The following is a 23163-nucleotide window of genomic DNA, read 5'->3' as shown; positions in this document are numbered from 1 at the left end:
AGGTGTATTAAGAACTTTCCAAAATGCACTTCTTTTCAGCTTTCCATTGCATTGACATTGGTAGAAATTAAAGAGAGTACCTAGACGCGTTAAGCCACACCCACACATGCGAACCATCTACAATAGTAGAAATTAAAGAGAGTACCTAGACCTCTATATCATCCAAATAGCGCACACCATCTACAATAGTAGAAATTAAAGAGAGTACCTAGACCAACAGCTTCACAATGTCCGCTTTGCCAATCTACAATAGTAGAAATTAAAGAGAGTACCTAGACCATAATCTCAAGAGCATACATCCCACTATCTACAATAGTAGAAATTAAAGAGAGTACCTAGACCGTTTTCCGTGCCGATGTCGTCAACGATATCTACAATAGTAGAAATTAAAGAGAGTACCTAGACCATTATCTCAAGAGCATACATCCCACTATCTACAATAGTAGAAATTAAAGAGAGTACCTAGACCTGAGCGAGCAAGCCTTTGGGCGTTACATCTACAATAGTAGAAATTAAAGAGAGTACCTAGACTCTGCCCTGACGAAAGTAGCATATAATTTGGTATCCACCAATTATTTATGGAATAATATCAAAGATCTCTTTCTCCCCTCTCCCTAAGAAAAAAGCTAGAAAAGCTCCCCTATAGTTCTCATAAACAGAGAATTACAGCAAATTGACATAAAACATACAGACCCAGGTCTGTATTCAGAGAAAAACGACATCCGCATCTCGATGGATTGCATTGCCATATTTCTTCAACTTTACGGAAGAGACGTCAAAAATAATCACACTATCACCTCCCTCAAATTTTCTCGCGAATTGCTCGTCGATTTTTATAGTTAAGTTCTCAAGCATTCTGTTGGTATTATTAACCTCGTACACAGAATATTGCAAACGAATGGCTCCATTCTTCACCAACATCTTTGAGAAACGACTTCTGAGTTTGTCATTGCTAATGTCATAACTGATAATAAGCATATTAAACAAGGAATTGAGGGTACTTCTTCACAGATTTCTTCTGCATGAAACAACGATAATAGGCTTGGACATAGCTGAAAACATCCCTTTTGTAAGGGATAAGCACTTCGAAGAAAAATCTTTGGTATTCCTTATTCTTCTCCAGTTTGAGGTAATACTCTCCTCTTTTGAAATCAAAATCTTTCTCGGTAAACTGCTTTCTATTAAATGCTGTCCTGACTGCCTTGTCGATCAAGCACCTAAAGGGCTCTATCAGATCGCAAACTAAAGACTTACGCCTGAACCACAACCGATGAAAAACTCCAACATAAAGATCAAAACCAAATAACCTAAGGAAACATTCGATGTAGTTAAATAGGATAGTGTAGCCTATATCAAGAGTAGCATTGATCACATCACACTTGGTACGTGGGCGTCGAGCTTTCCAATTTTGTTGTTGGAAAAATGCAGCAAAAAACTCTCGTGATGCAGCTCCCTCTATGCCCATCAATTCAGAATAGTCAGTACAAGTATTAGCCAAAGGAAGAAGTAATCTACACTTTTCAACAGCCGACTCCGTTAAAGAGTCTTTCCTTCGAGTATCCAAGAGAGTCTTTATTTGATTGCAAATTTTATTCGAGATAATAACCCTAGCAATAGTCAAATCCTCCTTATCCATCTGGTATTGACGTTGCCGAAGTAAATAGTTTGCCTCAGCGGGATTGCTCCAGAAGAAAACTGGACGAAAATTGGGCTTCATCACAATTAAAGCGACTCCATACTTCTGACATTTATCTATGAGAGGAGTAGTAATGGTTATATGTCCAACAATGAAGAGAGCTAAAATTTTCTGAAAAGGTAATTTAGTCAATGTCTTAACCTTGCTTGAATCATCAGCTTTTTCTTCCAAAAGCAACTCTCCATTGCTCACTCGGAGGTTACGCTCTCGAACACAGTTGACAACAAAAATCGTCCTGAATTCAATGTCTTTATGAGTAAACATTCTCTACATCTGTTTTGTCACACAAATTACAGTAAATACAATGCTTACACTTATTGGGATTGGTAATGATTGGTTCGGATGGGTCATAATTCAGAAAACGAGCAATGAATGCTTCGAATTCCAATTCTTCGTCAGAGGAAGGTAAAGGTATGGGTCTCATCTTGTTGGTAGACATCTCGTAAAAAGCGATAGATTCCACTTCATACCCCATCTCTTTCATACAAAAAAACTGTGCCCACAGTTGGTAAATCTGCCCCTGAAAAATCTGCTTGAGCTGATACTTACGTTCAATAAGTTTTTTCTCCCTTTGCCTATAGACATCAATTTTTCCTATAAGATGAAAACGCTCCGAACATATAGGTAGGGCTAGAATCACATCTTTTCGTGTTGATGACGATCTATCATCCGTTGCTCCGTGGGCAAGAGTTCCTCTGAGTTGTGGTGCTGCATGATACAAGTCCTTGTCCATACTCATATACACATTGTGCAAGTATATAGAGTATGGACAAAAGATAAAATCATTCAATGTGGATATCAATATATAATCGTCCATCAGTCTTTCTCGTAAGATCTCTCTTGCACAAACTGTAGCCATTCCTTATTGGAAATCGCCAATTTGAGTTTACCGCCTTCTGAAGTTTGCCGAATCTGGCGTAGAGCCCAAAGTCCTTTTAGGGCAATATTATAAGCTCCATTGGCATCTGCATCCTTAGGCAGACTTTTATTTCCCTCTCTTGTATCGAAGAAACGGCCATCAGCCCCTGCTACAGGAGAGATTAGATAATCCAAATCCTTCTCTTTCCAGCTGTTGCGCATCTGTACTGTCAATTTGAATAGCTTCAGAAGATCCACGAAGAAGTCTTTTTGCTTTTCGTCCACAATAGCTGTTTTCAAATCAGCGGTATAATCTATCTCATATCGCACAAAAAGAGACTTAAAAGCCTCCGTCAAGGCGAATTCTTCGGAATCCCATTGACCATTCTTCTGGGAATTTCTAAAATTCTTTATTCGGGAACCATGTGTGCATAATATCCACATAGAACGACTTCCTTCAGCCTTTTTAGTAAAGTTTTTATAATCGAATGCAAACTCAAACCAGTCTTTCTTCGGGTTGTAACTAATTGAATCAAACTTTTGAAAGAAGCTCTTCGCTTTATCTACATTTTCATACTGGGCATGAAATAAATTAACAAATCCAGTAGTCGGATCTATGTTGCTCGTGTTCCAAGCCGGGATATAAAACAAGAAGCCGTTTTGCTTTCCCATTTCCTTAAAACTCTTAAATGGGGCCGTAAATTGATAGGCTCTCAACAATCCTCCAATATCTTCAGGCCTTTTCTTCTTGTCCACAAGATAGTTGAGCTTATCTATCAGCTGTTTCTCAAACTGCTGATAAACAGAACTTTCTACTTTCTGCCGCCCACGTTTGAACCCCATATTCAAATCCTCCAAAGCAACTACAGCCTTATAAGCCACCATCAGTTCGGCTATCCGATGAACCGCCTGACTAAGGTAGCCTTGTTTTAGCTCCTTGATCCCTTCGATAGTTTGCCAGTTTCGGCGCTCCTGCTGACGGTCTTTGTCTCGACTCTCCAATAAATCATGATAGTCTATATCGTTAATCGTATTCAGAGAAATTTGATCCAAAATCGTCCCTCGACTATCTATCACGCATATATACAGCAGATTGCGTTCTCCACGATCAATTCCAATGACATGCATATCCTTTGCCTCTCGAATATGAGCATTAACCATATCATTGACTTTGCTTCCTGCAGAACATTTAAAATTCATAGTAATAGGCACATGAAACTGGAACTTATCCATCGTATAGCGCCTATCCTTGACTAAATCATACTCAAACAGACTCTCCTCTCCTTTTTTTTGTCGACTTTTCTTTTTGATAGGCTTACCAGCCGGATGCGTGGGATGATCATTTTTCAAACTCTTCTCTCGGAAAAAGATTTCAGCCTTCCCATCCAGTTTGTATATGACATCTGCCAAATTGCGCTCGTCAAAAAGCATTCTCCAATACAAGGTATGCAGATTAGGTGTCCCTTTGCTGCAGGGAGAAAAGTCCTTGTTGTATATCTGAAATAAATACAACTTGCCTTGATCTATTAATGAATAGACATAAGATTCCGAAACTTTTCGGAAAGAGAGCTTATACCCCTGATCCTCAACTTCTCTATAGAAACTAGATACATTCTCATAAGTAGCCGTATCAGAAAATTTGAATCCGAATTGCTTCCAATCTTCATGAGCCTCGATTGAGTGTTTGAAGAAATCGATCAGTTCGTGCAAATCATCCATACTAAAGGTATCTCCCTTTTTGTGAGTTCCATGTCCATATTGTTCTAAAAGCTTCGGACTTGGTTCGTATATCTCTATTCCTTTTTTCGAAAGAAAAACCTTAGGAAGCATTTTATTAGGATCAGGCAAAAATTTATAATCCATCTTTTCGAAGTAAGGTTCTCCCTCCTTATACTCGGGCAACACCTTGTTTTCGAAACTTCTTTTGTGCCTATTGTTCATAATAGCCAAATAGAAGTTCTGCCCCTTACGCAAAATCACACAGCTATTATCCTTTTCCTTATTTCTATCCCAACCACTAAGCAATTGAGAATTCCCAAAATTGAGTTTTACTTTTCTGGTCGAATAAGGCTTCCGAGTGAGGTAGTTCCTTACCTTATTGTACAGAGGGATCACCTGATCTAGAGCTCCTCGGATATAATTATACTCTCCATAAAATCTTTCATCTTTATCGGGTTCGTCTCCCATACCCCAAAGAGGTTTCAAGAACCTCTGCAGATCACTGATATTGTCGAGAAGATTCTTAATTAACACCACATTGTCCTTGTCCTGAATCAGATTATTCTCTTCGGGGTATGGAAAGCTCAACAATTGCTCTGCTTCATGGTATGAGGCAAAAACGTTCTCAACGAGATTAGATAGACCATGTGGTCCTTCCTTCTGGCCCAGTGTGGAAAGATAAGTATCTACACGGCAATCTCTAACATTGTCCAGAAAGGCAATACAACTATTAAGATTTGCCAGACTTATACTCTCTTCTCCTTTAAGAGCTTTAATCCTGTCCCTCTCGTATTTCGCCGTGATTCTTTTGGGAGCCTGCTCGTGGTCATATGCTCGTTCTCTAGCCATGTAGATAGCATTCCAATCTCCCAACATTTTTTTTGATATATCAGTCAATTGGCTATCGTTCCTTACGTATATCCGAGACAAATCATATTCTGAAATAGAAGTCATCAACTGTTGAGTACGTCCGAGAATGTCTTCTGCGATATGATCATAGAACTCTTTTAGAGCCCTGAGGAGCTCCTCATCTTTTTCAAAACTCTCAGGCAAGTATGATAATTGCTCTCTGTCACTCAATATCTGTTTATAAAGAGGCCTAAAAAGAGGGAGCCGATCCTCTCTGCCTCTTTGTTGGTTGTAAAGGTTGATGTGTTCATTGAGCCCTTTCATCTCTCCATCTCCTTCTGTCACAATCTTCCCAATCAATGCGTTATATTTTTCGATCCCAGCCTGAGATAACACGTGGATATAATAGTTCAACGAAAAAATATCCTCCAATCTCTCATCCTTTTTTATGTATCCCCCGGCAGAAAAGTCCGCACGAATATGTTCCAGCTCTTTGGCTATAGGCTCTTTGATCTTCTGAAAAACAAGAATATTATCAATGAACTTCGGCAAGTTCTCATGAATAAGACGATAAGCAATGGCAGTGGATTGAGGTTTCGTCGAGTATATATTCTTTCTATTCTCGTAAAAACCAGCAAAGTAGGATGTAAAGCTATCAAACTCCTTCAGTGACCTCGTAGCTTCTTCAACAGAGAAAGGCAAGCTTTCAGCCTCAGTAGAGAGCACAAAATCAGGTAAAATTTCTTTTATCAACTTTTCTTTGAACAAACTCTCGTACTTCTCGTTTTGGACTGTATTTTCCCGTCTTCCGCAAACACCAGTGAAAGCCCCAACAATCAGGCCACGAAGTACTGCTCGAATTTTATCTAATGCCTTGTCCTCACCCTCAGTGCGATGATCTTTTTTATACAATTCGCAGAAACTTTGGAGCATTGCTTTTATTTCATTCTCAATACCCATTTTAGCCATATTTTCAAGAGAAGAATCGATAAATACCTTATGATAAGTATCAATTATTTTCTTCACCCTCCGATAACTTTCTGCACGATGCTCATCCTCTTTCAAAATACCTGCTTTCTCGATATTTTCTAAAGTCTTTCCAACGGGCTTTAATTCAAATCTCAATGTCTTACTGACAGGGTACAGATTGGTGAAATCTTTCAAATCTATCCATGGCATATAAATATTCGACTATTGCTTACTCCTTAAAATAAACTTTATCACAAACATAAAACAAAAAGTATCGCGACAAAAAAATGTTCAGGCATAGAATTACACAAATCTCCACTCTTTACAGCCAACAAAAGAGAGTCTTGTCAAAATATATTTGCTGTGTAAAATTCTTTCAGGATACAAATGAGATATCCACGACACAGCATAGGAAAGAATATTGGAAAATAAGAGAAAGGATAACAAAACCGTTGGTATCTCCTTTCCCTCAAAAAGAGAAATAGAAGATAGGGAGGATAGTGGCTCAAAGAGTGCAGCAAAGAGGAGCACTGAGTTTTCCCAAATAAAGCCCTGGCAAACAACCGGGATACAGCTATCGTGCAACGTTTATTTCGTACTTTTGCCCCTGTGTTATAAGACGCCCGGTTAGTACACAAATATGAAGGAATACAATTTTGCCGAAATCGAATCTCGCGTCCGCAAATACTGGAGCGAGAAAGAGATATACAGGGTTAGCGAAGACTCTACCAAAAGTCCCTATTACATTCTCGACATGTTCCCTTACCCCTCCGGGGCGGGCTTGCATGTGGGACATCCATTGGGCTATATCGCCAGCGATATCGTAGCTCGCTACAAGCGGCATAGAGGTTTCAATGTACTGCACCCTATGGGCTATGACTCTTTCGGGTTGCCGGCAGAGCAATATGCCATTCAGACAGGCCAACATCCCGAGAAAACAACCCGGACTAATATCACTCGATATAGAGAGCAACTCGACCGTATCGGCTTCGGCTACGACTGGAGCCGAGAGATACGGACTTCCGACCCATCCTACTACCACTGGACACAATGGGTTTTCCTGCAACTTTTTAATTCTTACTACGATACAGCCGAACAAAAGGCCAAACCAATAGCATCCCTGATCAAACAATTTGAGAATAGCGGGAGCAATGGAGTAATGGCCTATACCGGGGCTGAAATATCTTTCAGTGCCCAAGAATGGCAAAGTATGAGGCTCCAAGCCCAATCCGAAATACTAATGAACTATCGCTTGGCCTATTTGGGCGAAAGCATGGTCAACTGGTGCCCGGCATTGGGAACCGTCCTCGCCAATGATGAGGTGAGCGAAGGCCTGAGTGTCCGTGGAGGACATCCCGTGGAGCAGCGCAAAATGAAACAATGGTGCTTGCGTGTTTCCGCCTATGCCGAGCGGCTGCTCAACGATCTGGAAGATCTTGAGTGGACTGCCGCTCTGAAAGAGATGCAGCGAAACTGGATCGGTAAATCCGAAGGAGCAGAATTGGAGTTCAGATTGGCTGATAGTGACAGGACATTCACCGTATTCACCACACGGGCGGACACGGTTTATGGCGTTTCATTTGTGGTATTAGCCCCGGAAAGCAAATTGGTAGAGCAGTTTACCACTCCGGGACAGAAGGCCGAAGTAGAAGCCTATCTGGATGCAACCAAGCGCAGGACGGAGCGCGAACGTATTGCCGACAAGCGAGTGAGCGGTGTTTTTAGTGGTTCTTATGCCATCAACCCACTCAGTGGAGAGAAAGTACCGATCTGGATTAGCGATTACGTATTGGCCGGATATGGCACAGGCGCAATCATGGCCGTTCCTGCTCACGACAGCCGGGACTTTGCCTTTGCACGCAAATTTGGTCTACCGATTATTCAGGTTGTAGTACCTGAGGGAGAAGAGCCTTCGGATCCTACTGAATGGACAGATTCCAAAGATAGCAAGACTGGCACCCTCATCAACTCCGATTTGCTCAACGGATTGAGCGTACTGCAAGCCATAGCCAAGGCTAAAGAGATCATAAAGGAGAGAAAACTGGGCCGAGTAAAGACTAACTACCGTCTCAGAGATGCCATATTCAGTCGCCAACGCTACTGGGGAGAGCCTTTCCCTATCTATTACAAAGACGGTGTTCCTCATGCTCTCCCGGAAGATCGCCTGCCACTGTGCCTGCCAGAGGTAGACAAATTCCTCCCCACAGAGAATGGAGAGCCACCATTAGGTCGAGCCAAAGACTGGTACACAGAAGAGGGTTACCCTCTGGAGTTGAGCACAATGCCTGGATTTGCCGGTAGCAGTGCCTATTACCTGCGCTACATGGATCCGCACAACAACAATGCTTTGGTTAGTCCAGAAGCCAATCGCTATTGGCGGCATGTAGACCTCTACGTCGGAGGGACAGAGCACGCCACGGGGCATCTCATATACAGTCGTTTCTGGAACAAGTTCCTCTACGATTTGGGAATAGTCTGTGAGGCAGAGCCTTTCCGCAAACTGGTAAACCAGGGCATGATACAGGGGCGGTCCAACTTCGTATATCGTATTAAGGACAGCAATACTTTCGTGAGTTTTGGGCTAAAAGACCGATACGAAGTAAGTCCTATCCACGTAGATATAAGTCTGGTCAAAAATGACATACTGGACTTGGAAGCTTTCAAGTCTTGGAGACCTGATTTTGCTTCAGCCGAATTTGTGCTCGAAGATGGGAAGTACGTATGTGGCTGGGCAGTAGAGAAGATGAGTAAATCGATGTACAACGTGGTCAATCCCGATGATATCATAGATCGCTATGGAGCCGACACTCTGCGGATCTACGAGATGTTCCTCGGTCCCTTGGAGCAAAGCAAGCCATGGGATACCAATGGAATAGACGGGGTGCATCGTTTCCTAAAGAAACTTTGGGCTCTCTACTACGACGAAAAAGGCTTGCGCCTCGAAGACAGCGAGCCAAATAAGGAAGAGTTGAAGCTCCTGCACAAACTGATCAAAAAGGTCGGTGAAGACATCGAGAACTTCTCTTTCAATACCTCTGTCCCCGCTTTTATGATCACGGTAAATGAGTTGGGACGTCTGGGATGTCGCAGCCGGAAGGTACTCCGCCCAATGCTCGTGCTTCTCTCGCCATTTGCTCCTCATGTTGCCGAAGAGCTTTGGCAGGCAACAGCCAACGAGGATCAGCCCGAAAGCATCGTAGAAGCTTGTTGGCCAGAGCTGGATGAATCCCTCCTTGTGGAACAGACGGTACACTATCCGGTAAGTTTCAATGGGAAAGTCCGCTTCCACCTCGATCTGGATGCCAATCTCAACAAAGAACAAATAGAGTCGGCTGCTCTCCAATCTTCATCTGCAGCCAAATGGCTGGAGGGCAAAGCTCCCAAAAAGGTGATTGTAGTCCCCGGCCGCATCATCAATATTGTAATCTGACGAATCATTAAAATCTAAATTTAGATCCAAGCTATGACAGCAGCTTCTACTCCTATTGTAGCCAAGAAAAGCCCTGTTAAGACGATCCTGAGGGATCTCCTTTTCATGTTTATGGGTGTAGTTTCCTACACTTTGGGCTGGACGGCTTTTATCCTCTCGCAAGACGTAACTTCCGGAGGACTCGCCGGTATCACTACCATTATCCAGATAGCCACGAACATTCCGGCTACAATCCCTTACAACATCATCAATGTTGGCTTGTTGGTTCTCTCCCTTGTTTTCCTGGGTTGGAAATTCTCTCTCAAGACAGTAATAGGAGTTGGTATGCTCGCTTTCACTATACCTGTGGGTCAGGCTTTGTTTACTCCCACAGATACAGCTCAGGGCTTGCAGATCTATCAGAACTTGCCAGGCTTTGTCACCGACATCATCCCTCATGTAGGACCATTGCTAACCAATGAGCCTTTTGTCGCCCTCTTTATCGGATCCATTTTCTGTGGTATTGGTCTGGGATTTGTGTTCTCTGTCAATGGCAGTACAGGAGGTACCGATGTTGTAGTGGCTATTATCAACAAGTACAGAAATATCTCCCTCGGACGAGCCATGATCATGGTAGATACAGTGATCATCGTTACTGGTTGTATCGTGAGCCACTATATGGGGCCACAGTATCCGTGGAGCGTGGCATTGGGCAAGCTGGCCTTCTCTGTGGTAGAGATATTAGTTGTCGCACAGACTCTGGACTTCTACATGAATAGCAATCGGCAGTCGGTGCAGTTCCTCATCTTCAGTCTCAAATACGAAGAGATCAATGAGGCTATCACCAACCGACTAAAGAGAGGTTGCACGATATTAGAAGCACAAGGAGGGTACAGTCACCAATCGGCCAAAGTGTTGATGGTGGTAGCACGCAAAAATATGTCTGTCCCCATCTATCGAATCATAAGGGAAATAGATCCGAAGGCCTTTGTCTCCGAAGCTCGAGTACGTGGAGTATACGGAGAAGGCTTCGACGCATTGGATAAATAATCCGGCTTTTCCGGATAAGAAGGGGGAGGGCAGCTGATGTTATTGGCTGCCCTCCCCTTTCTTTTCCTCGAAATCAAGAGAGAGTGTGTATGTGTGAGTAAAGGTGAGAGTGAGAGAATGAGGGTAGTAGCTACAAGGAGAACTATATTAAAAGCAAGGTCAACGACGGAATCCGCACCCATTTAGTTTGTGTACTTTTGTAGCTACAGAAGTCAAACTTATATCATTCAACAATCCGTATGAACGACAGACAGCTCATGAACAAGGCAGCAGACAATATCCGCATCCTTGCTGCATCTATGGTAGAAAAAGCTAAGAGCGGACACCCCGGCGGTGCCATGGGTGGGGCAGACTTTGTCAATGTGCTCTTTTCCGAATTTCTAATTTTCGACCCCGACAGTCCACGTTGGCCGGGTAGAGACCGCTTCTTCCTCGACCCCGGGCATATGTCGCCGATGTTGTACTCACAACTGGCAATGATCGGGAAGTACAGCATGGAAGACTTGCAAAACTTCCGCCAATGGGGTAGCTGTACACCGGGACACCCGGAAGTAGACGTAGAGAGAGGAGTGGAGAACACATCCGGGCCTCTGGGTCAAGGGCATACCTACGCTGTCGGAGCTGCCATTGCCGCCAAGTTCTTGGCACATCGCTTCGGTTGGATGATGAGTCAAACAATCTACGCCTATATCTCTGACGGAGGAATCCAAGAGGAAATCTCACAGGGAGCCGGACGCATTGCAGGGCATTTGGGGCTGGACAACTTAGTCATGTTCTACGACTCGAACAACGTACAGCTCTCCACAAAAGTAGAGGAGGTCAGCAGCGAAGACATTGCTATGAAGTACCGTGCTTGGGGCTGGCACATTATAGAGGTCGACGGACATGATGTAGAAGCTCTTCGCAAAGCCCTTTCCGAGGCCAAAGCAATTGTAGGCAAACCGACCCTTATTATCGGGCATACGGTCATGGGCAAAGGAGCTATCAGCTCGGATGGAGGTAGTGGAGAGGATCGCATTTCTACCCATGGACAACCGCTTTCAAAGGCTGGCATTTGTATGGAAACGACAATCAAGAGCCTCGGTGGGGACCCATCAAATCCTTTCGTAATATTCCCCGAAGTAGAGCAACTCTATCGTTCCCGACTTGAAGAATTGAGAGAGCTGAGCAGAGCTCGCAAAACAGAAGAAAACAGGTGGAGAGCCGAGCACCCCGAACTGAGTTGCAAATATGATGCATGGTTTGCCAATGAACTGCCAGCAATAGATTGGGAAAGCATCGAACAGAAACCCAACCAAGCTACTCGCTCGGCTTCGGCTACCGTATTGGCCAAGCTATCGGAATCGGTAGAAAATATGATTGTGACTTCGGCCGACCTATCCAATTCAGACAAGACAGATGGCTTCCTGAAGCATACTCACGCCATGCGTAAAGGAGACTTTAGCGGTGCTTTCCTGCAGATGGGAGTTTCCGAATTGACCATGGCTTGCCTAACGATCGGGATGGCTCTACATGGAGGAGTGACGGCTGCATCCGGTACCTTCTTTGTCTTCTCCGACTACATGAAACCGGCTATCCGCATGGCTGCCCTCATGGAGCTTCCTGTCAAATTCATCTGGACGCACGACGCTTTCCGAGTTGGAGAGGATGGCCCCACCCACGAACCCGTGGAACACGAAGCCCAGATACGACTGCTGGAAAAATTGCAAAATCACAGTGGAGAGAATGCTATGCTGGTTCTCCGTCCTGCCGATGCAATAGAAACGACTATCGCTTGGCAGATGGCAATAGAAAATCGCAAAACCCCCACTGCTCTGATCCTCTCCAGACAAGACATTGCCGACTTGCCAGCTTCGGCACAAGGCCGGTACAATGATGCAACGAAGGCTCGCTACGGAGCTTATGTTGTAGAGGCAGACGAAAACCCCGAAATCGTGCTATTGGCTTCCGGGTCGGAGGTATCGACTCTGGCAGAGGCCGCCAAACTCTTGCGTGCAGAGGGACACAGGCTACAAATCGTGTCGGTACCAAGCGAAGGTCTTTTTGCCAAGCAAGCTGAGAGCTACAGAGAGAGCGTGCTGCCTCGCTCAATGAAAAAGTTCGGTCTCACAGCCGGTCTGCCGGTCAATCTACTCTCTTTGGTTGGAGACGAATCTGCCATTTGGGGGCTGAATTCTTTCGGGTTCTCAGCTCCTTACAAAGTGCTGGACGAAAAACTCGGCTTCACACCCGAGCAGGTAGCTGCCCGCATCAAAGAACAATTGACTCGCTAAAAAACGCTTGACAATGGAAGGCAAAGGAAAAACGATCGGTCTCTGCTCCGACCACGCAGGCTATGCCCTCAAACAAAAAGTCATTGCACAGCTTCGGGATATGGGCTACACAACAAAAGACTTCGGTTGTCCGTCGGAAGACCGTTGCGACTATCCCGACTATGCGCACCCGATGGCCCAGGCCATCCAAAGTGGAGACCTGCAAGTGGGTATCTCTATTTGCGGATCCGGCAACGGAATATCCATGGTGATGAATAAGTATAGCCACATACGTGCCGCCCTCTGCTGGAGCACCGAGATAGCTCGCCTGGCCAGACAGCACAATGATGCCAACGTACTCTCCCTTCCGGCACGCTTTGTAACCGAAGCCGAGGCCCGAGCAATCGTAGAGGCCTTTTTCTCTACAGATTTTGAGGGAGGACGACATATCGAGCGAATCAACAAAATACCGATCCATTAAGACAGCCTGAGGAATCACTCGAATCATCAACCCGATTAGAGAACTTCAGCTCTGTTCAAACAACCTAACGAGAAGGTGTGTCGAAATTAATTTCGGCACACCTTTTTCTTGTTTGGCAAGAACTCATGCAACGATCTCCTCTTTCAGAATTGATATATTCTGTAAAAATCAGATCGCAACAAAAATGAGAAAAAAGAGGGGAAAAGAGGGCTCCGTATACAAGCAAACATGCTCCCTTTCATAGGCTTTGCATCGACCTCTTAAAAGGCCGATGAATAGGGGGGGGGTTGAAAGGGTCAAATTTCTCTCCTGAGAGAAATTTTGCTAACACAGGAGAGAACACTTTTTTTCTCAGGAGAGAATTTTCGTTCTCTCCCGTGTTAGAAAAAAACAGCTCCTGTCGACATCAAAAAAGGGAAGAAAAACACGACCAAAAAGGCCCTAATCCGAGCAGAAAAATGAGCCTTAAAAGAAAACCAAAAGAAGCAACTATAAACAAAATAACACACTACTAATTCGACTAAAAGAGCTATCGAGATGGTTACGAACACAACGAGCGCAAGATTGTGTAACAGTCCGAATCTTCCTTTTTTCTTCTCCCGCTGCACGTATTCAGACCTCTGTTGGGACTCAGCGTATTTATGACTAATTTAGTGCCCCCGAAGGGATTCCTCCCAAGTACAATGAATAGACCAAATTCAGATAAAACATACATATTGAAGTTATGGAACAACTCTCACAAAAATTCTCGCTTTCAGCAGAACTGCCCGAGTATCCGACTTTTGACGAAGGCATTCGTAGAGCTCCGGACAGAGGCTATAGGTTGAACCCCAATCAAACACGTATTGCGCTCAAAAATGCCTTGCGCTATATCCCCAAGGAGCTGCACGAAAAGCTCGCTCCGGAATTCCTCGAAGAGCTCAAGACAAGAGGCAAAATCTATGGCTATCGTTTCAGACCGCAAGGAGACCTCAAAGCAAAATCCATAGATGAGTATCCAGGTAAATGTATGGAAGGGAAAGCTTTTCAGGTGATGATAGACAACAATCTGTCTCACGCTGTCGCTCTTTATCCTTACGAATTGGTTACTTATGGCGAAACGGGTCAGGTATGTCAAAACTGGATGCAGTATCGCCTGATCATGCAATACTTGCAGGAAATGACTCAGGACCAAACCCTCGTTGTAGAGAGTGGCCATCCATTGGGTCTATTCAAATCCAAACCCTCTGCTCCTCGCGTTATCATCACAAACTCTATGATGGTGGGGATGTACGACAATATCAAAGACTGGGAGATCGCAGCCCAAATGGGTGTTGCCAACTATGGGCAAATGACTGCCGGAGGCTGGATGTATATCGGACCGCAGGGGATCGTGCATGGGACATTCAATACCCTGCTCAATGCCGGTAGACAACAATTAGGCATTCCACAAGATGGCAATTTGGCCGGCAAGCTCTTTGTTTCGTCCGGTCTTGGAGGTATGAGTGGAGCTCAACCCAAAGCTGCCGATATTGCCGGGGCCGTATCTATCGTAGCCGAAGTGGACAGCTCTCGTATCGAGACTCGCCACTCCCAAGGCTGGGTAAAGCTCATAGCCGAATCGGAGAAAGAAGCCTTTGAAATGGCAACTCGAGCTATAGAAAAGAAAGAGGCCTGCTCCATTGCATTCCACGGCAACATCGTGCAACTGCTGGAATACGCCATCGCCAACAATATACATATCGACTTGCTAAGCGACCAAACCAGTTGCCACGCTGTCTATGAAGGTGGTTACTGTCCGGCCAGTCTCACTTTTGAGGAGCGTACAGCTCTGTTGGCGAAAGACCGTTACAAGTTTGAGGAAGAAGTGAACATCAGTCTCCGTCGCCACTTCGAGGCCGTGAAAAAACTTGTTGCCAAGGGGACATACTTCTTCGACTATGGCAATGCCTTCATGAAATCTATCTACGATGCCGGAGTGAAAGAAATCTCACGCAACGGAGAAGACGAAAAAGACGGTTTCATCTGGCCAAGCTATGTAGAAGACATCATGGGGCCGGAGCTGTTTGACTATGGTTATGGGCCTTTCCGTTGGGTATGCCTTAGCGGTAAGCACGAAGACCTGCTCAAGACAGACCACGCAGCAATGAGCTGTATTGACCCGAACAGACGTGGTCAAGACCTCGACAATTATATCTGGATCCGCGATGCAGAGAAAAACCAGTTGGTAGTAGGCACGCAAGCTCGCATCCTCTATCAAGATGCAGAAGGTCGTTTGAGAATTGCTCTTAAGTTCAACGAAATGGTGCGCAACGGAGAGATCGGACCGGTAATGCTGGGTCGTGACCACCACGACGTAAGCGGCACAGACTCTCCTTTCCGTGAAACATCTAACATCAAAGACGGTAGTAACGTAATGGCCGATATGGCCGTGCAATGCTACGCCGGAAATGCAGCCAGAGGAATGAGTTTGGTTGCCTTGCACAATGGAGGAGGCGTAGGTATCGGCAAATCTATCAATGGTGGATTTGGTATGGTATTGGATGGTTCCGAGCGTGTAGATGAGATATTGAAGTCGGCTATGCTTTGGGACGTAATGGGTGGCGTTGCTCGTCGCTCATGGGCAAGAAATGCCAATGCCATGTCCACCTCGGCCCAATTCAACCAGGAGCATAGCGACCATTACCACATCACACTACCCTACTTGGTAGATGAAGCCCTGCTTGACAAAGTGCTCTGATTTTGTAGATAGACAGGCTCAAGTTCTCTCTTGGTAGGGAGCTCACGAAAAAAGCGACTACTTCTTGTCTCGAAGTAGTCGCTTTTCTTTTTACGTCCTATCTGTCTCTCAAAAAAAAGGGTGGGGTACAACAGCCTTTCTGCCCAACCCTGCAAAATGCCACTCTTGTTGAGATAGGGAACAAGGATCTCACAAAAAAGCCTCCGCCATCGGAAAGCACTAAGACTTTCTAATGGCAGAGGCCTTTCTCAAATCGTCGGGGTGAAAGGATTCGAACCTTCGACCCTCTGCTCCCAAAGCAGATGCGCTAACCGGACTGCGCTACACCCCGTTGGTAAAACCGCTGACAAAGGTACAACTATATTTTTCTTCTGCAAGGCTTGTGAGCAGCACAATAGCTCTTTTTTTGAGATGATTGTCTATGCTCCCTCGCCTATATCTCATATCTCTCCAAAAGACTGTTTCAACAGTCTCTTCTTGGCCGAACTTCGCAGAATACAGGAGTGAATGCTGAGACTTTAATCTTTCATGTACACGCCCCTCAATCGAAGTAGCCTGAATAATGCAACGAGAAGCATAATTATGCAACAATCTTGATAGAGAAATTCGAGGGGCTTACATCAGAAAAGATGGTGTGTCACATAATACACAAACTGTTGTGTTACTTGCAACATTGGACTTCGGTTCCATACTCCGGTATACTCCCTTCAGCCCCAGTCTTAGGGCCTTGCTTTTTGCGCATTCTAACGCACCTAAATGGGTGCTGTGAGCAAAATCGAATTTTGCCCACAGCACCTTATCAAAAAAACTTGGTCAAGCTCTGAAATCAGAAGTCTTGACAATTCAGACACTCCTTATTTGACAGGCTTTACTATTACTTTGCCAGAAACAATGCTCTTTACATCCATTTCCTGCCCCATCTGAGATACATGGCCTCCCAAATTAGCCTTGACTGTGGCATGATCAACAATACCAGTATTACGATCTATGTACAGTTTGGTCTCCTGGAGTCCTTTTAGCTCTATTCCATTTTCGTTTGTGATAATATCCCCTACAGTATTAAGGACGAAGAATTTGTCTGTTACCTCTTTCAGTGTGCATTTGATTGTTTGCTTCACGGTCAGGGTTTCTCCTTTACCAGCCATGGTTGGCAAATTATTACTTAGCTCGCAAACCCAACTCTCTCCCACTGCTACCGGATGATTGGGGAAATAGAAGTTATTAGTGACAGCCTGACTGCGCATTTGCTCAGCCATGGCCTTGCCAAGATTGGGCATTATCGACTCCACGGCCTGCTCTATCTGGCTCACATCTTCCTTACCCAAGGAGCGTCCCTGAGGAGAAAGAGTGGTGTAGATCGGCTTATTTACAATAGCCTTGAAGAGTTTGTTTTGCTCATTCGTTGTGGCATCTGCCGACGAGATTTGCATAGTTTGCCCCATTGCATCGGCTTCCATGTCGATTCGACCGATCGTCATTGTGCAACGGAAATTACCGTCCGACAACTTGTCGTAGGACATTTTTGTAGAGACTTTCATCCTCTGTCCGAGCTTCATCTGCTGCCCTGCTGCATTCACAGTAGAGCTGTTGTTGTGCTCCGTGGAGACTGTATAGGCTGCTTTGTCAGCTAGATTGAGACGCAAGTTGTACTTCTGTTGTGCCGAAGCACCCACAGCTATTGCCATGGCAGCAACGAATAGAAGGATGGTTCTTTTGATTGTCATGTGTTAAATGATTGTTTTATGGTTTGAACTAAAAAAACTAAAAGCGATAGAAATAATTGAGTTTGACATATCCGCCAAATTCGTTTGCTCTGCCATACGGTTCGCTACGACCGATCGGATAGACAGTACTGAAATTAAAAAAAGCACGGGCATCCAACTCCAACTGACCGAGCTTTCCCAAGCAAACGAAGAAGCCCGGACCACCGGCAAGTCCCCACATAAATTTGTCGCCCAATGCCTGATCTATACGCCTGAGTTCTTGCTCGGTAAAGCCACTACCCGATCGCTCCGTATGCTCACCTATGCGCAAGCCGATTTGAGGGCCCACATTTAAGAAGAAGCCTACACTGCCTGCCCTGTAGTAGAAATGCGACATCAGGGGCACCTCTATATACTCGAGACTCTTGCTATAATTCTGTTTGCGCTCAGCCTCGAAACGCTCTACCCAACCTCTTCGATTGTAGTTGATCTCCATTCGCATTCCAGCATAAGGCTCCACATCCACACCGAAGACCAGCCCTCCAATGTAGCCCATATGGATATCCTGATTGACTGTAGGAAAGAAATAGACCGCACCGAACGATGTGCCACCACCGGCTCCCACATAGTAGCTCGGGGTAAAATCTTTACTCTTCTGCCCAAAGCCAGGGGAAGAGCCTAAAACGCACAGCGTAATAAGCAGCAAAGAGCGAAAGGAGAAAGCTCTCCTCCAGCTCTCAGAAAATGGATTCACGCAGCGGATTCTGCCCCGCACGAAGTGTAACGAAGTAAACATTGCCATTGATAAACAGGGACGAACCTTTCGGACGAACAAAATGGAAATCCGATTGCAAACCATCTGAGGGGATTTGTGCTAAATAGTTGTAAAAATCCATGCCGTAGGAAGCTGTGGCACGAACAAAGTATCGAGCAACATCATAGCCCAAGACATTGTATCTCGGGAAAGACTCCACCAATCTGTGGTTGTACCATGCATTGTACTTCTTCAGGAACAGACTCGATTCGATATCCGAGGGGTCAAAAAAGAAAGAAGAATAGAATGTGGTCTCGTATTTGGCCAGCTTCTCCAAGGTCTGTTTGTTTTGAGCCTGCCATTCAGGATAGCCAAATATTTTGCAACGGCTGCGGCTTGTCTCCAGCTGTGAGAGTAGCGTTTGCAACCCACGTCCCGAGGAAGATCGTGGGAGGACTAATGTGCGACTGTCAAGGCTCCCCAGGTCTTCTACCTTACGCCTGTGACAAGCAATTCCAGCCTGGCGAATAGCAGCCTCAAGAGGAGTAATAAGGGGGTCCTCCTGTTCATCCGGAGAGACTGCAGCAATAATGACTGTGTAGCCGAAATATCTGCGAACAAACTCTTTACAAATCATCGGATACAGACTCTCCTGCTTCGGATTGAGCTTAAAGAGAGAGGAGAAAGAGGCATCATCGCTTATCTGAGAGTTGAAAGGGACCACATAATTAAGCCGGTGCTGCCGAGCATAATTTGCCAGCTTGCTGATCTCGGCATCAGAGCTACCTCCTATCACCAAATGTTCTCCCAGTAGAGCTCCGCTGTGGCATATACGATCGACCTCCGAAGAACCATCCGCATCGTAGGCATGCAGAATGGTGGAGATACCCGATTTCTTCAGATCATTTATCCCCATCAAAAAGCCCTCAAAAAAGAGGACATAACGCTCGGGGGCATTTTTCCCTAATGGGAGAATGACTGATACCCTCAGAGTATCTACCCGACCACGACCCAGCGATATGGGGTTATGGAATATATTCGTTTCGGGTACACTCTCGGCTTGATTTCGCACACGGTCATTGTGTGAGGTACTGGTACCACCGGGCAACAACAAAATGAAGCCTTCTGGATAGCGGTCGGCACTGATTTCGGGATTGATCTTTAATATATCGGCTACGGATACTCCATATTGCCGGGCTATAGCTGTGAGCGTTTCCCCTCTGGCTATTCTGTGCTTGATATATTTCCCTCCATTGGAGAGCTGAGCAGAAGAGGTGGAATTGGCTGTATTCTTACCATCGGGCAATACAATCACCTCACCGGCCCTCAATCCACGAGAGGCCAAAGAGGGATTCAATCGGTAGATTTCTTCTTGTGTCGTATGGTAGCGTCGAGCCAGACCATAGATCGTATCTTCCGGTTTCACCGTGTATTTACTACTCTGTGCTTCTGCTTGCTGCACAAATCCTCCCAGGATGCAAAAGCAAAGAAGCACCCCAATCCACCATCTGTGTTTACTATAAACCACGTCTGTCTAAATACTTGTACTTGATACTTATAACGTAACAAAGGTATAGAAAACAAAGAAAGGCCATACTGCGTATTTTTTATTCTGTTTACTTAGTGCGAACTTTCGTTTGATTATCTTTGTAGGTAAGGATAATATCGATAGAAGGAGATATGAAGAGACTGATCACCACTGTCTTGCTCGCAACTCAGGCCATCGCCCTATCTGCGCAGCAACCCAATAAATACCTCGAACAACAAGACCTGTCTGACGGTATAGCTCGTTATAGACAAGGACATTATGCAGCTGCCATCGCAAGCCTCGATCGTTACATAGAAGCCTCAAAAGAGAAGGAGCTGGATTTTTCCGAAGCTCTTTTTTACCGAAATGCAGCTGAAGCACAGATGGGGAGAGCCGATGCCGATGTCCTTCTTTTGCGGTATCTGGAACGCTATCCCGATAGTCCCTACCGGGCCAAGACATACGCTCTATTGGGGGGGATTTACCTCACGCAGGGAGATTATGAGCGAGCCGTATATTTCTATGGTCGCATAGAACCGCATGCACTGCGTGCCGAGGAAGAGATACAGGTAAAAGTCCGTCAGGCCTATGCCATGATGCAAATACCCGACAAACAGAGAAAAGCCGAAGACATACGCTACTTACTCGGCTCTGTGGGAGACGGCAACAGCATTTGGCACAAACAAGCCCGATTCTACGGTGCTGTATTGGACTTCCAACAAGGGCAATACGATGCAGCGCGCCGGGCTTTGCTGGGGGTTGCATGGCCGGAAGATTTGGCAGACGAGGCCGAAGGATATTTGGGGCAGATCAACTTTGCCGAAGGCAAATGGAGCACAGCCGTGGGTACACTCGAGCAGTTGTGGCAATCCAGACCCGATATGCGATCTCGCAAGGAATTACAGCGGGCAGCCGGAATGTCTTATTTTCACCTTGGGGATTATGACAATTCGGCTCGGTTACTGAGCTCGTATGTCGCTTCGAGCGATGAGAGTATAGAGCCTGAACTGGCTTGCGCCTTGGGTATCTCCCAATACCGTATGGGGCAGTACCACGAAGCCGAAAGGCCTCTCACCATTGCAGCTTCTGGCAGTGACCTCACAGCAGCAGTAGCAGCTCTCTATCTGGGACAAACAAAAATAGAGCTGAACAACTTCACGGAAGCCGTACTGGCCTTTGAACAGGTGGAGGGAAACACCGAGGCCACAGCAGATATACGCGAAGCTGCCCTCTACAATATGGCAATAACACTCCGACAGTCAGGCAGCTCGAGCTTCGGACAGGCAGTCAATGCTGCGGAGCGATTCTTGAGAAACTTTCCACAGTCTAAATACAGAGACGACATTGCTCTACTCCTTACAGAAGCCTACTACACATCCAAGGATTATGCCTCAAGCTTGGCCTCGATCAACAGGATAGAGATGCCGACGCAGTCTATCCGCATTGCCAAGCAGTATGTACTGGCTCGTTTGGGAGATTTGGCTATGGGAGAGCACCGATACTCAGAAGCCGAGGCTTATTACTCACAAGCATTGGACATTGATACCTCCTCTCAGTATGCAGCCGAAGCCCTTCTGGGACGAAGCCAAGCCAAGTACCAATCCGACCGCTACCCTTCGGCAGCCGAGGACGCATTGGCTTATGTGCAACGTTTTGGTCGCAGTGGGAATGACAATCTGGCCAATGCTCGCTACACATTGGGCTATGCCCTTTTCAATCAAAAACAGTTTGGCCGGGCTTATGCTGCCTTGGCCGATTTCGTAGCCACTCCGGGAGTCTCCACCGAGAGAATTGCCGATGCTCGCACTCGTATGGGTGACTGTCTGTATGCCCAAAAAAGAATGAATGAAGCCACAGAGATGTACCGGACGGCCTATGAGCAGCACCCCACAGCAGGAGCCACAGCTCTGTATCGATTGTCGGAAATCTATGGCTACAAAGAGCAGTACGACAAGCAAATGGCTACAATAGACAAGTATCTGAGCCAATACCCCGCAGCAGAAAATGCAGCTGAGCTACTCTACAATAAAGGTCGTGCAGCCATAGTAGGGCGTATGCCACTCTCTACGGCCGAGACTTCTCTGCAAAAAGTGATCCGTGACTATCCGGAAAGTCGCTGGGGTAGAATGGCCTGCTTGGAGCTGGCAATGCTCTACCACCACAATGGGCAGACCGATCGTGCGATCGTGCAATACAAAGGAGTAATAGAGAAATACCCACAAAGCGATGAGGCCAGACAGGCTCTTTCGGATCTTAGAGTAATCTACCTACAGGCAGACAGAGCCGAAGAGTACGCAAGCTACGTAGAGCAAGTGGGGGCAAAAGACTATGCAGCCGAGCTGACACAGACAGACAAACTTCTCTTCGAGCAAGCTATGACTCGCTTCAACAATGGCTCGGCCAACGCTGCTGTTGCGTTCGAGCAATTTCTCGAGAAATACCCCAAGGGAGCCGAAGCAAACAGGGCTCGTCTCTATTTGGCAAAGACCTATCAAAAAGAATCTCGCATAGACGAAGCAGCCCGAGTGTTGGCTACTCTCAACAACCAGGATGTAGTGCCGGAGATCCGTTCCGAGGCACAAGGCTTGTTGGGGCAGCTTCTCATGGATAAGGGGGATTATGCTCAAGCCTTCGCCCTCTACAGCGATGCTTACAAATCTGCAACTTCCCAAATGGCCTATAACAACTATGCAGTATCGGCCATACGGGCTGCCTATCTCTTGCAACGGCACGACGACCTGCTCGTTATAGCAAGAGAAGTCAAGTCTTCGGGTAAGCTAGGGGACGAAAAGGAAGTTTCTCTTTTTGAGGCCAAGGCTCTGCATGCCAAGGGTCGATCTGCCGAAGCAGTTACCTTACTGCACCCCATAAGTAAGGAAACAGACACAGCTCTTGGGGCTGAAGCTCTGGTTACTCTTGCCCAAATCAAGTATGAAGTGGGAGATCTGCAAACAGCTAAGTCTCTATGCGACAAATTTATCAAGCAAAGTACACCTCAGCAATACTGGCTTGCCCGAGGGTTTGTGTTGTTGGCAGATATCTACATCAAAATGGGACAACCCGAGACAGCCAAGCAGTACCTGCTGAGCCTTGAGAAAAACTACAGTGGGGAAGAAGCAGACATCAAGGAGATGATCAATAGCCGTCTATCTAAAATGAATTAAGACTATCGAAAT

13 protein-coding genes, 1 tRNA gene and 1 CRISPR repeat array are annotated in these 23163 nt (G+C 45.8%); of the genes, 6 read left to right on the top strand and 8 right to left on the bottom strand.

Features of this window, described 5'->3' with window-relative positions:
- Window positions 1-49 precede the first annotated feature (49 nt).
- Window positions 50-532: direct repeats of the CRISPR family, unit length 38 nt; unit sequence TATCTACAATAGTAGAAATTAAAGAGAGTACCTAGACC.
- Between the two features lie 173 nt (window positions 533-705).
- Genes cas2 through cas12a form a run of 4 tightly spaced genes read right to left on the bottom strand, consistent with a single transcriptional unit; the run spans window position 706 to window position 6286 of the window.
- Entirely contained in the window at window positions 706-978 is a 273-nt protein-coding gene (cas2, locus tag B5D48_RS02130) for a CRISPR-associated endonuclease Cas2 (protein WP_036890107.1), read from the bottom strand.
- Between the two features lies 1 nt (window position 979).
- Complete coding sequence (cas1, locus tag B5D48_RS02125) at window positions 980-1960, bottom strand: type V CRISPR-associated endonuclease Cas1 (RefSeq protein WP_023936175.1); 981 nt, start codon at window positions 1958-1960, stop codon at window positions 980-982.
- Entirely contained in the window at window positions 1947-2513 is a 567-nt protein-coding gene (cas4, locus tag B5D48_RS02120; RefSeq protein ID WP_078801650.1) for a type V CRISPR-associated protein Cas4, read from the bottom strand. Before cas4 ends, cas1 begins: the two co-directional genes overlap by 14 nt.
- Entirely contained in the window at window positions 2513-6286 is a 3774-nt protein-coding gene (gene cas12a, locus B5D48_RS02115; RefSeq protein ID WP_234985384.1) for a type V CRISPR-associated protein Cas12a/Cpf1, read from the bottom strand. The genes cas4 and cas12a overlap by 1 nt, the downstream gene beginning before the upstream one ends.
- Before the next feature lie 445 nt (window positions 6287-6731).
- Between cas12a and leuS the strand changes: the two genes are divergently transcribed.
- The 5 genes from leuS to B5D48_RS02085 all read left to right on the top strand — a co-directional run bounded on the left by leuS (window position 6732) and on the right by B5D48_RS02085 (window position 16002).
- Window positions 6732-9521 (top strand): leucine--tRNA ligase, encoded by a 2790-nt coding sequence (gene leuS / locus B5D48_RS02105; RefSeq protein WP_042120149.1) that lies wholly within the window; start codon window positions 6732-6734, stop codon window positions 9519-9521.
- 33 nt (window positions 9522-9554) lie between these two features.
- Window positions 9555-10550 carry a YitT family protein gene (locus B5D48_RS02100; RefSeq protein WP_023936164.1) on the top strand — a complete coding sequence of 332 codons (996 nt, stop codon included), beginning with the start codon at window positions 9555-9557 and terminating at the stop codon, window positions 10548-10550.
- Between the two features lie 239 nt (window positions 10551-10789).
- On the top strand, window positions 10790-12823 hold the full coding sequence (locus B5D48_RS02095) for a transketolase family protein (protein WP_023936162.1): 2034 nt from the start codon (window positions 10790-10792) through the stop codon (window positions 12821-12823).
- Window positions 12824-12836: 13 nt separating this feature from the next.
- Window positions 12837-13283 carry a ribose 5-phosphate isomerase B gene (gene rpiB, locus B5D48_RS02090; RefSeq protein ID WP_023936160.1) on the top strand — a complete coding sequence of 149 codons (447 nt, stop codon included), beginning with the start codon at window positions 12837-12839 and terminating at the stop codon, window positions 13281-13283.
- A gap of 724 nt (window positions 13284-14007) precedes the next feature.
- Window positions 14008-16002 (top strand): urocanate hydratase, encoded by a 1995-nt coding sequence (locus B5D48_RS02085; RefSeq protein ID WP_023936153.1) that lies wholly within the window; start codon window positions 14008-14010, stop codon window positions 16000-16002.
- 256 nt (window positions 16003-16258) lie between these two features.
- On the opposite strand, the gene B5D48_RS02080 is transcribed toward B5D48_RS02085, so the two are convergent.
- The 4 genes from B5D48_RS02080 to B5D48_RS02060 all read right to left on the bottom strand — a co-directional run bounded on the left by B5D48_RS02080 (window position 16259) and on the right by B5D48_RS02060 (window position 19921).
- A tRNA-Pro gene (locus B5D48_RS02080) sits at window positions 16259-16333 on the bottom strand.
- Between the two features lie 523 nt (window positions 16334-16856).
- Window positions 16857-17726: a DUF6263 family protein gene (locus B5D48_RS02070; protein ID WP_023936149.1), complete on the bottom strand. Its 870-nt coding sequence runs from the start codon at window positions 17724-17726 to the stop codon at window positions 16857-16859.
- Between the two features lie 37 nt (window positions 17727-17763).
- Window positions 17764-18459 (bottom strand): porin family protein, encoded by a 696-nt coding sequence (locus B5D48_RS02065; protein WP_023936147.1) that lies wholly within the window; start codon window positions 18457-18459, stop codon window positions 17764-17766.
- Window positions 18443-19921 (bottom strand): LysM peptidoglycan-binding domain-containing protein, encoded by a 1479-nt coding sequence (locus tag B5D48_RS02060; protein WP_234985383.1) that lies wholly within the window; start codon window positions 19919-19921, stop codon window positions 18443-18445. Before B5D48_RS02060 ends, B5D48_RS02065 begins: the two co-directional genes overlap by 17 nt.
- 218 nt (window positions 19922-20139) lie before the next feature.
- Here B5D48_RS02060 and B5D48_RS02055 point away from each other — a divergent pair, with 218 nt between their 5' ends.
- Window positions 20140-23151 (top strand): tetratricopeptide repeat protein, encoded by a 3012-nt coding sequence (locus B5D48_RS02055; RefSeq protein ID WP_023936143.1) that lies wholly within the window; start codon window positions 20140-20142, stop codon window positions 23149-23151.
- The last annotated feature ends 12 nt before the right edge of the window (window positions 23152-23163 follow it).

This window comes from Porphyromonas crevioricanis (genome assembly GCF_900167225.1).
Lineage (GTDB): Bacteria > Bacteroidota > Bacteroidia > Bacteroidales > Porphyromonadaceae > Porphyromonas > Porphyromonas crevioricanis.
The sequence above is the reverse complement of the archived record's forward strand: the minus strand, read 5'-3'. Positions and strand labels throughout refer to the sequence as shown.

Bases quoted from the DNA above. Each gene is read 5' to 3' on its own strand.
- cas2 (WP_036890107.1), bottom strand. From the start codon at position 978: ATGCTTATTATCAGTTATGACATTAGCAATGACAAACTCAGAAGTCGT.
- cas1 (WP_023936175.1), bottom strand. From the start codon at position 1,960: ATGTTTACTCATAAAGACATTGAATTCAGGACGATTTTTGTTGTCAAC.
- cas4 (WP_078801650.1), bottom strand. From the start codon at position 2,513: ATGGACGATTATATATTGATATCCACATTGAATGATTTTATCTTTTGT.
- leuS (WP_042120149.1), top strand. From the start codon at position 6,732: ATGAAGGAATACAATTTTGCCGAAATCGAATCTCGCGTCCGCAAATAC.
- B5D48_RS02100 (WP_023936164.1), top strand. From the start codon at position 9,555: ATGACAGCAGCTTCTACTCCTATTGTAGCCAAGAAAAGCCCTGTTAAG.
- B5D48_RS02095 (WP_023936162.1), top strand. From the start codon at position 10,790: ATGAACGACAGACAGCTCATGAACAAGGCAGCAGACAATATCCGCATC.
- rpiB (WP_023936160.1), top strand. From the start codon at position 12,837: ATGGAAGGCAAAGGAAAAACGATCGGTCTCTGCTCCGACCACGCAGGC.
- B5D48_RS02085 (WP_023936153.1), top strand. From the start codon at position 14,008: ATGGAACAACTCTCACAAAAATTCTCGCTTTCAGCAGAACTGCCCGAG.
- B5D48_RS02070 (WP_023936149.1), bottom strand. From the start codon at position 17,726: ATGACAATCAAAAGAACCATCCTTCTATTCGTTGCTGCCATGGCAATA.
- B5D48_RS02055 (WP_023936143.1), top strand. From the start codon at position 20,140: ATGAAGAGACTGATCACCACTGTCTTGCTCGCAACTCAGGCCATCGCC.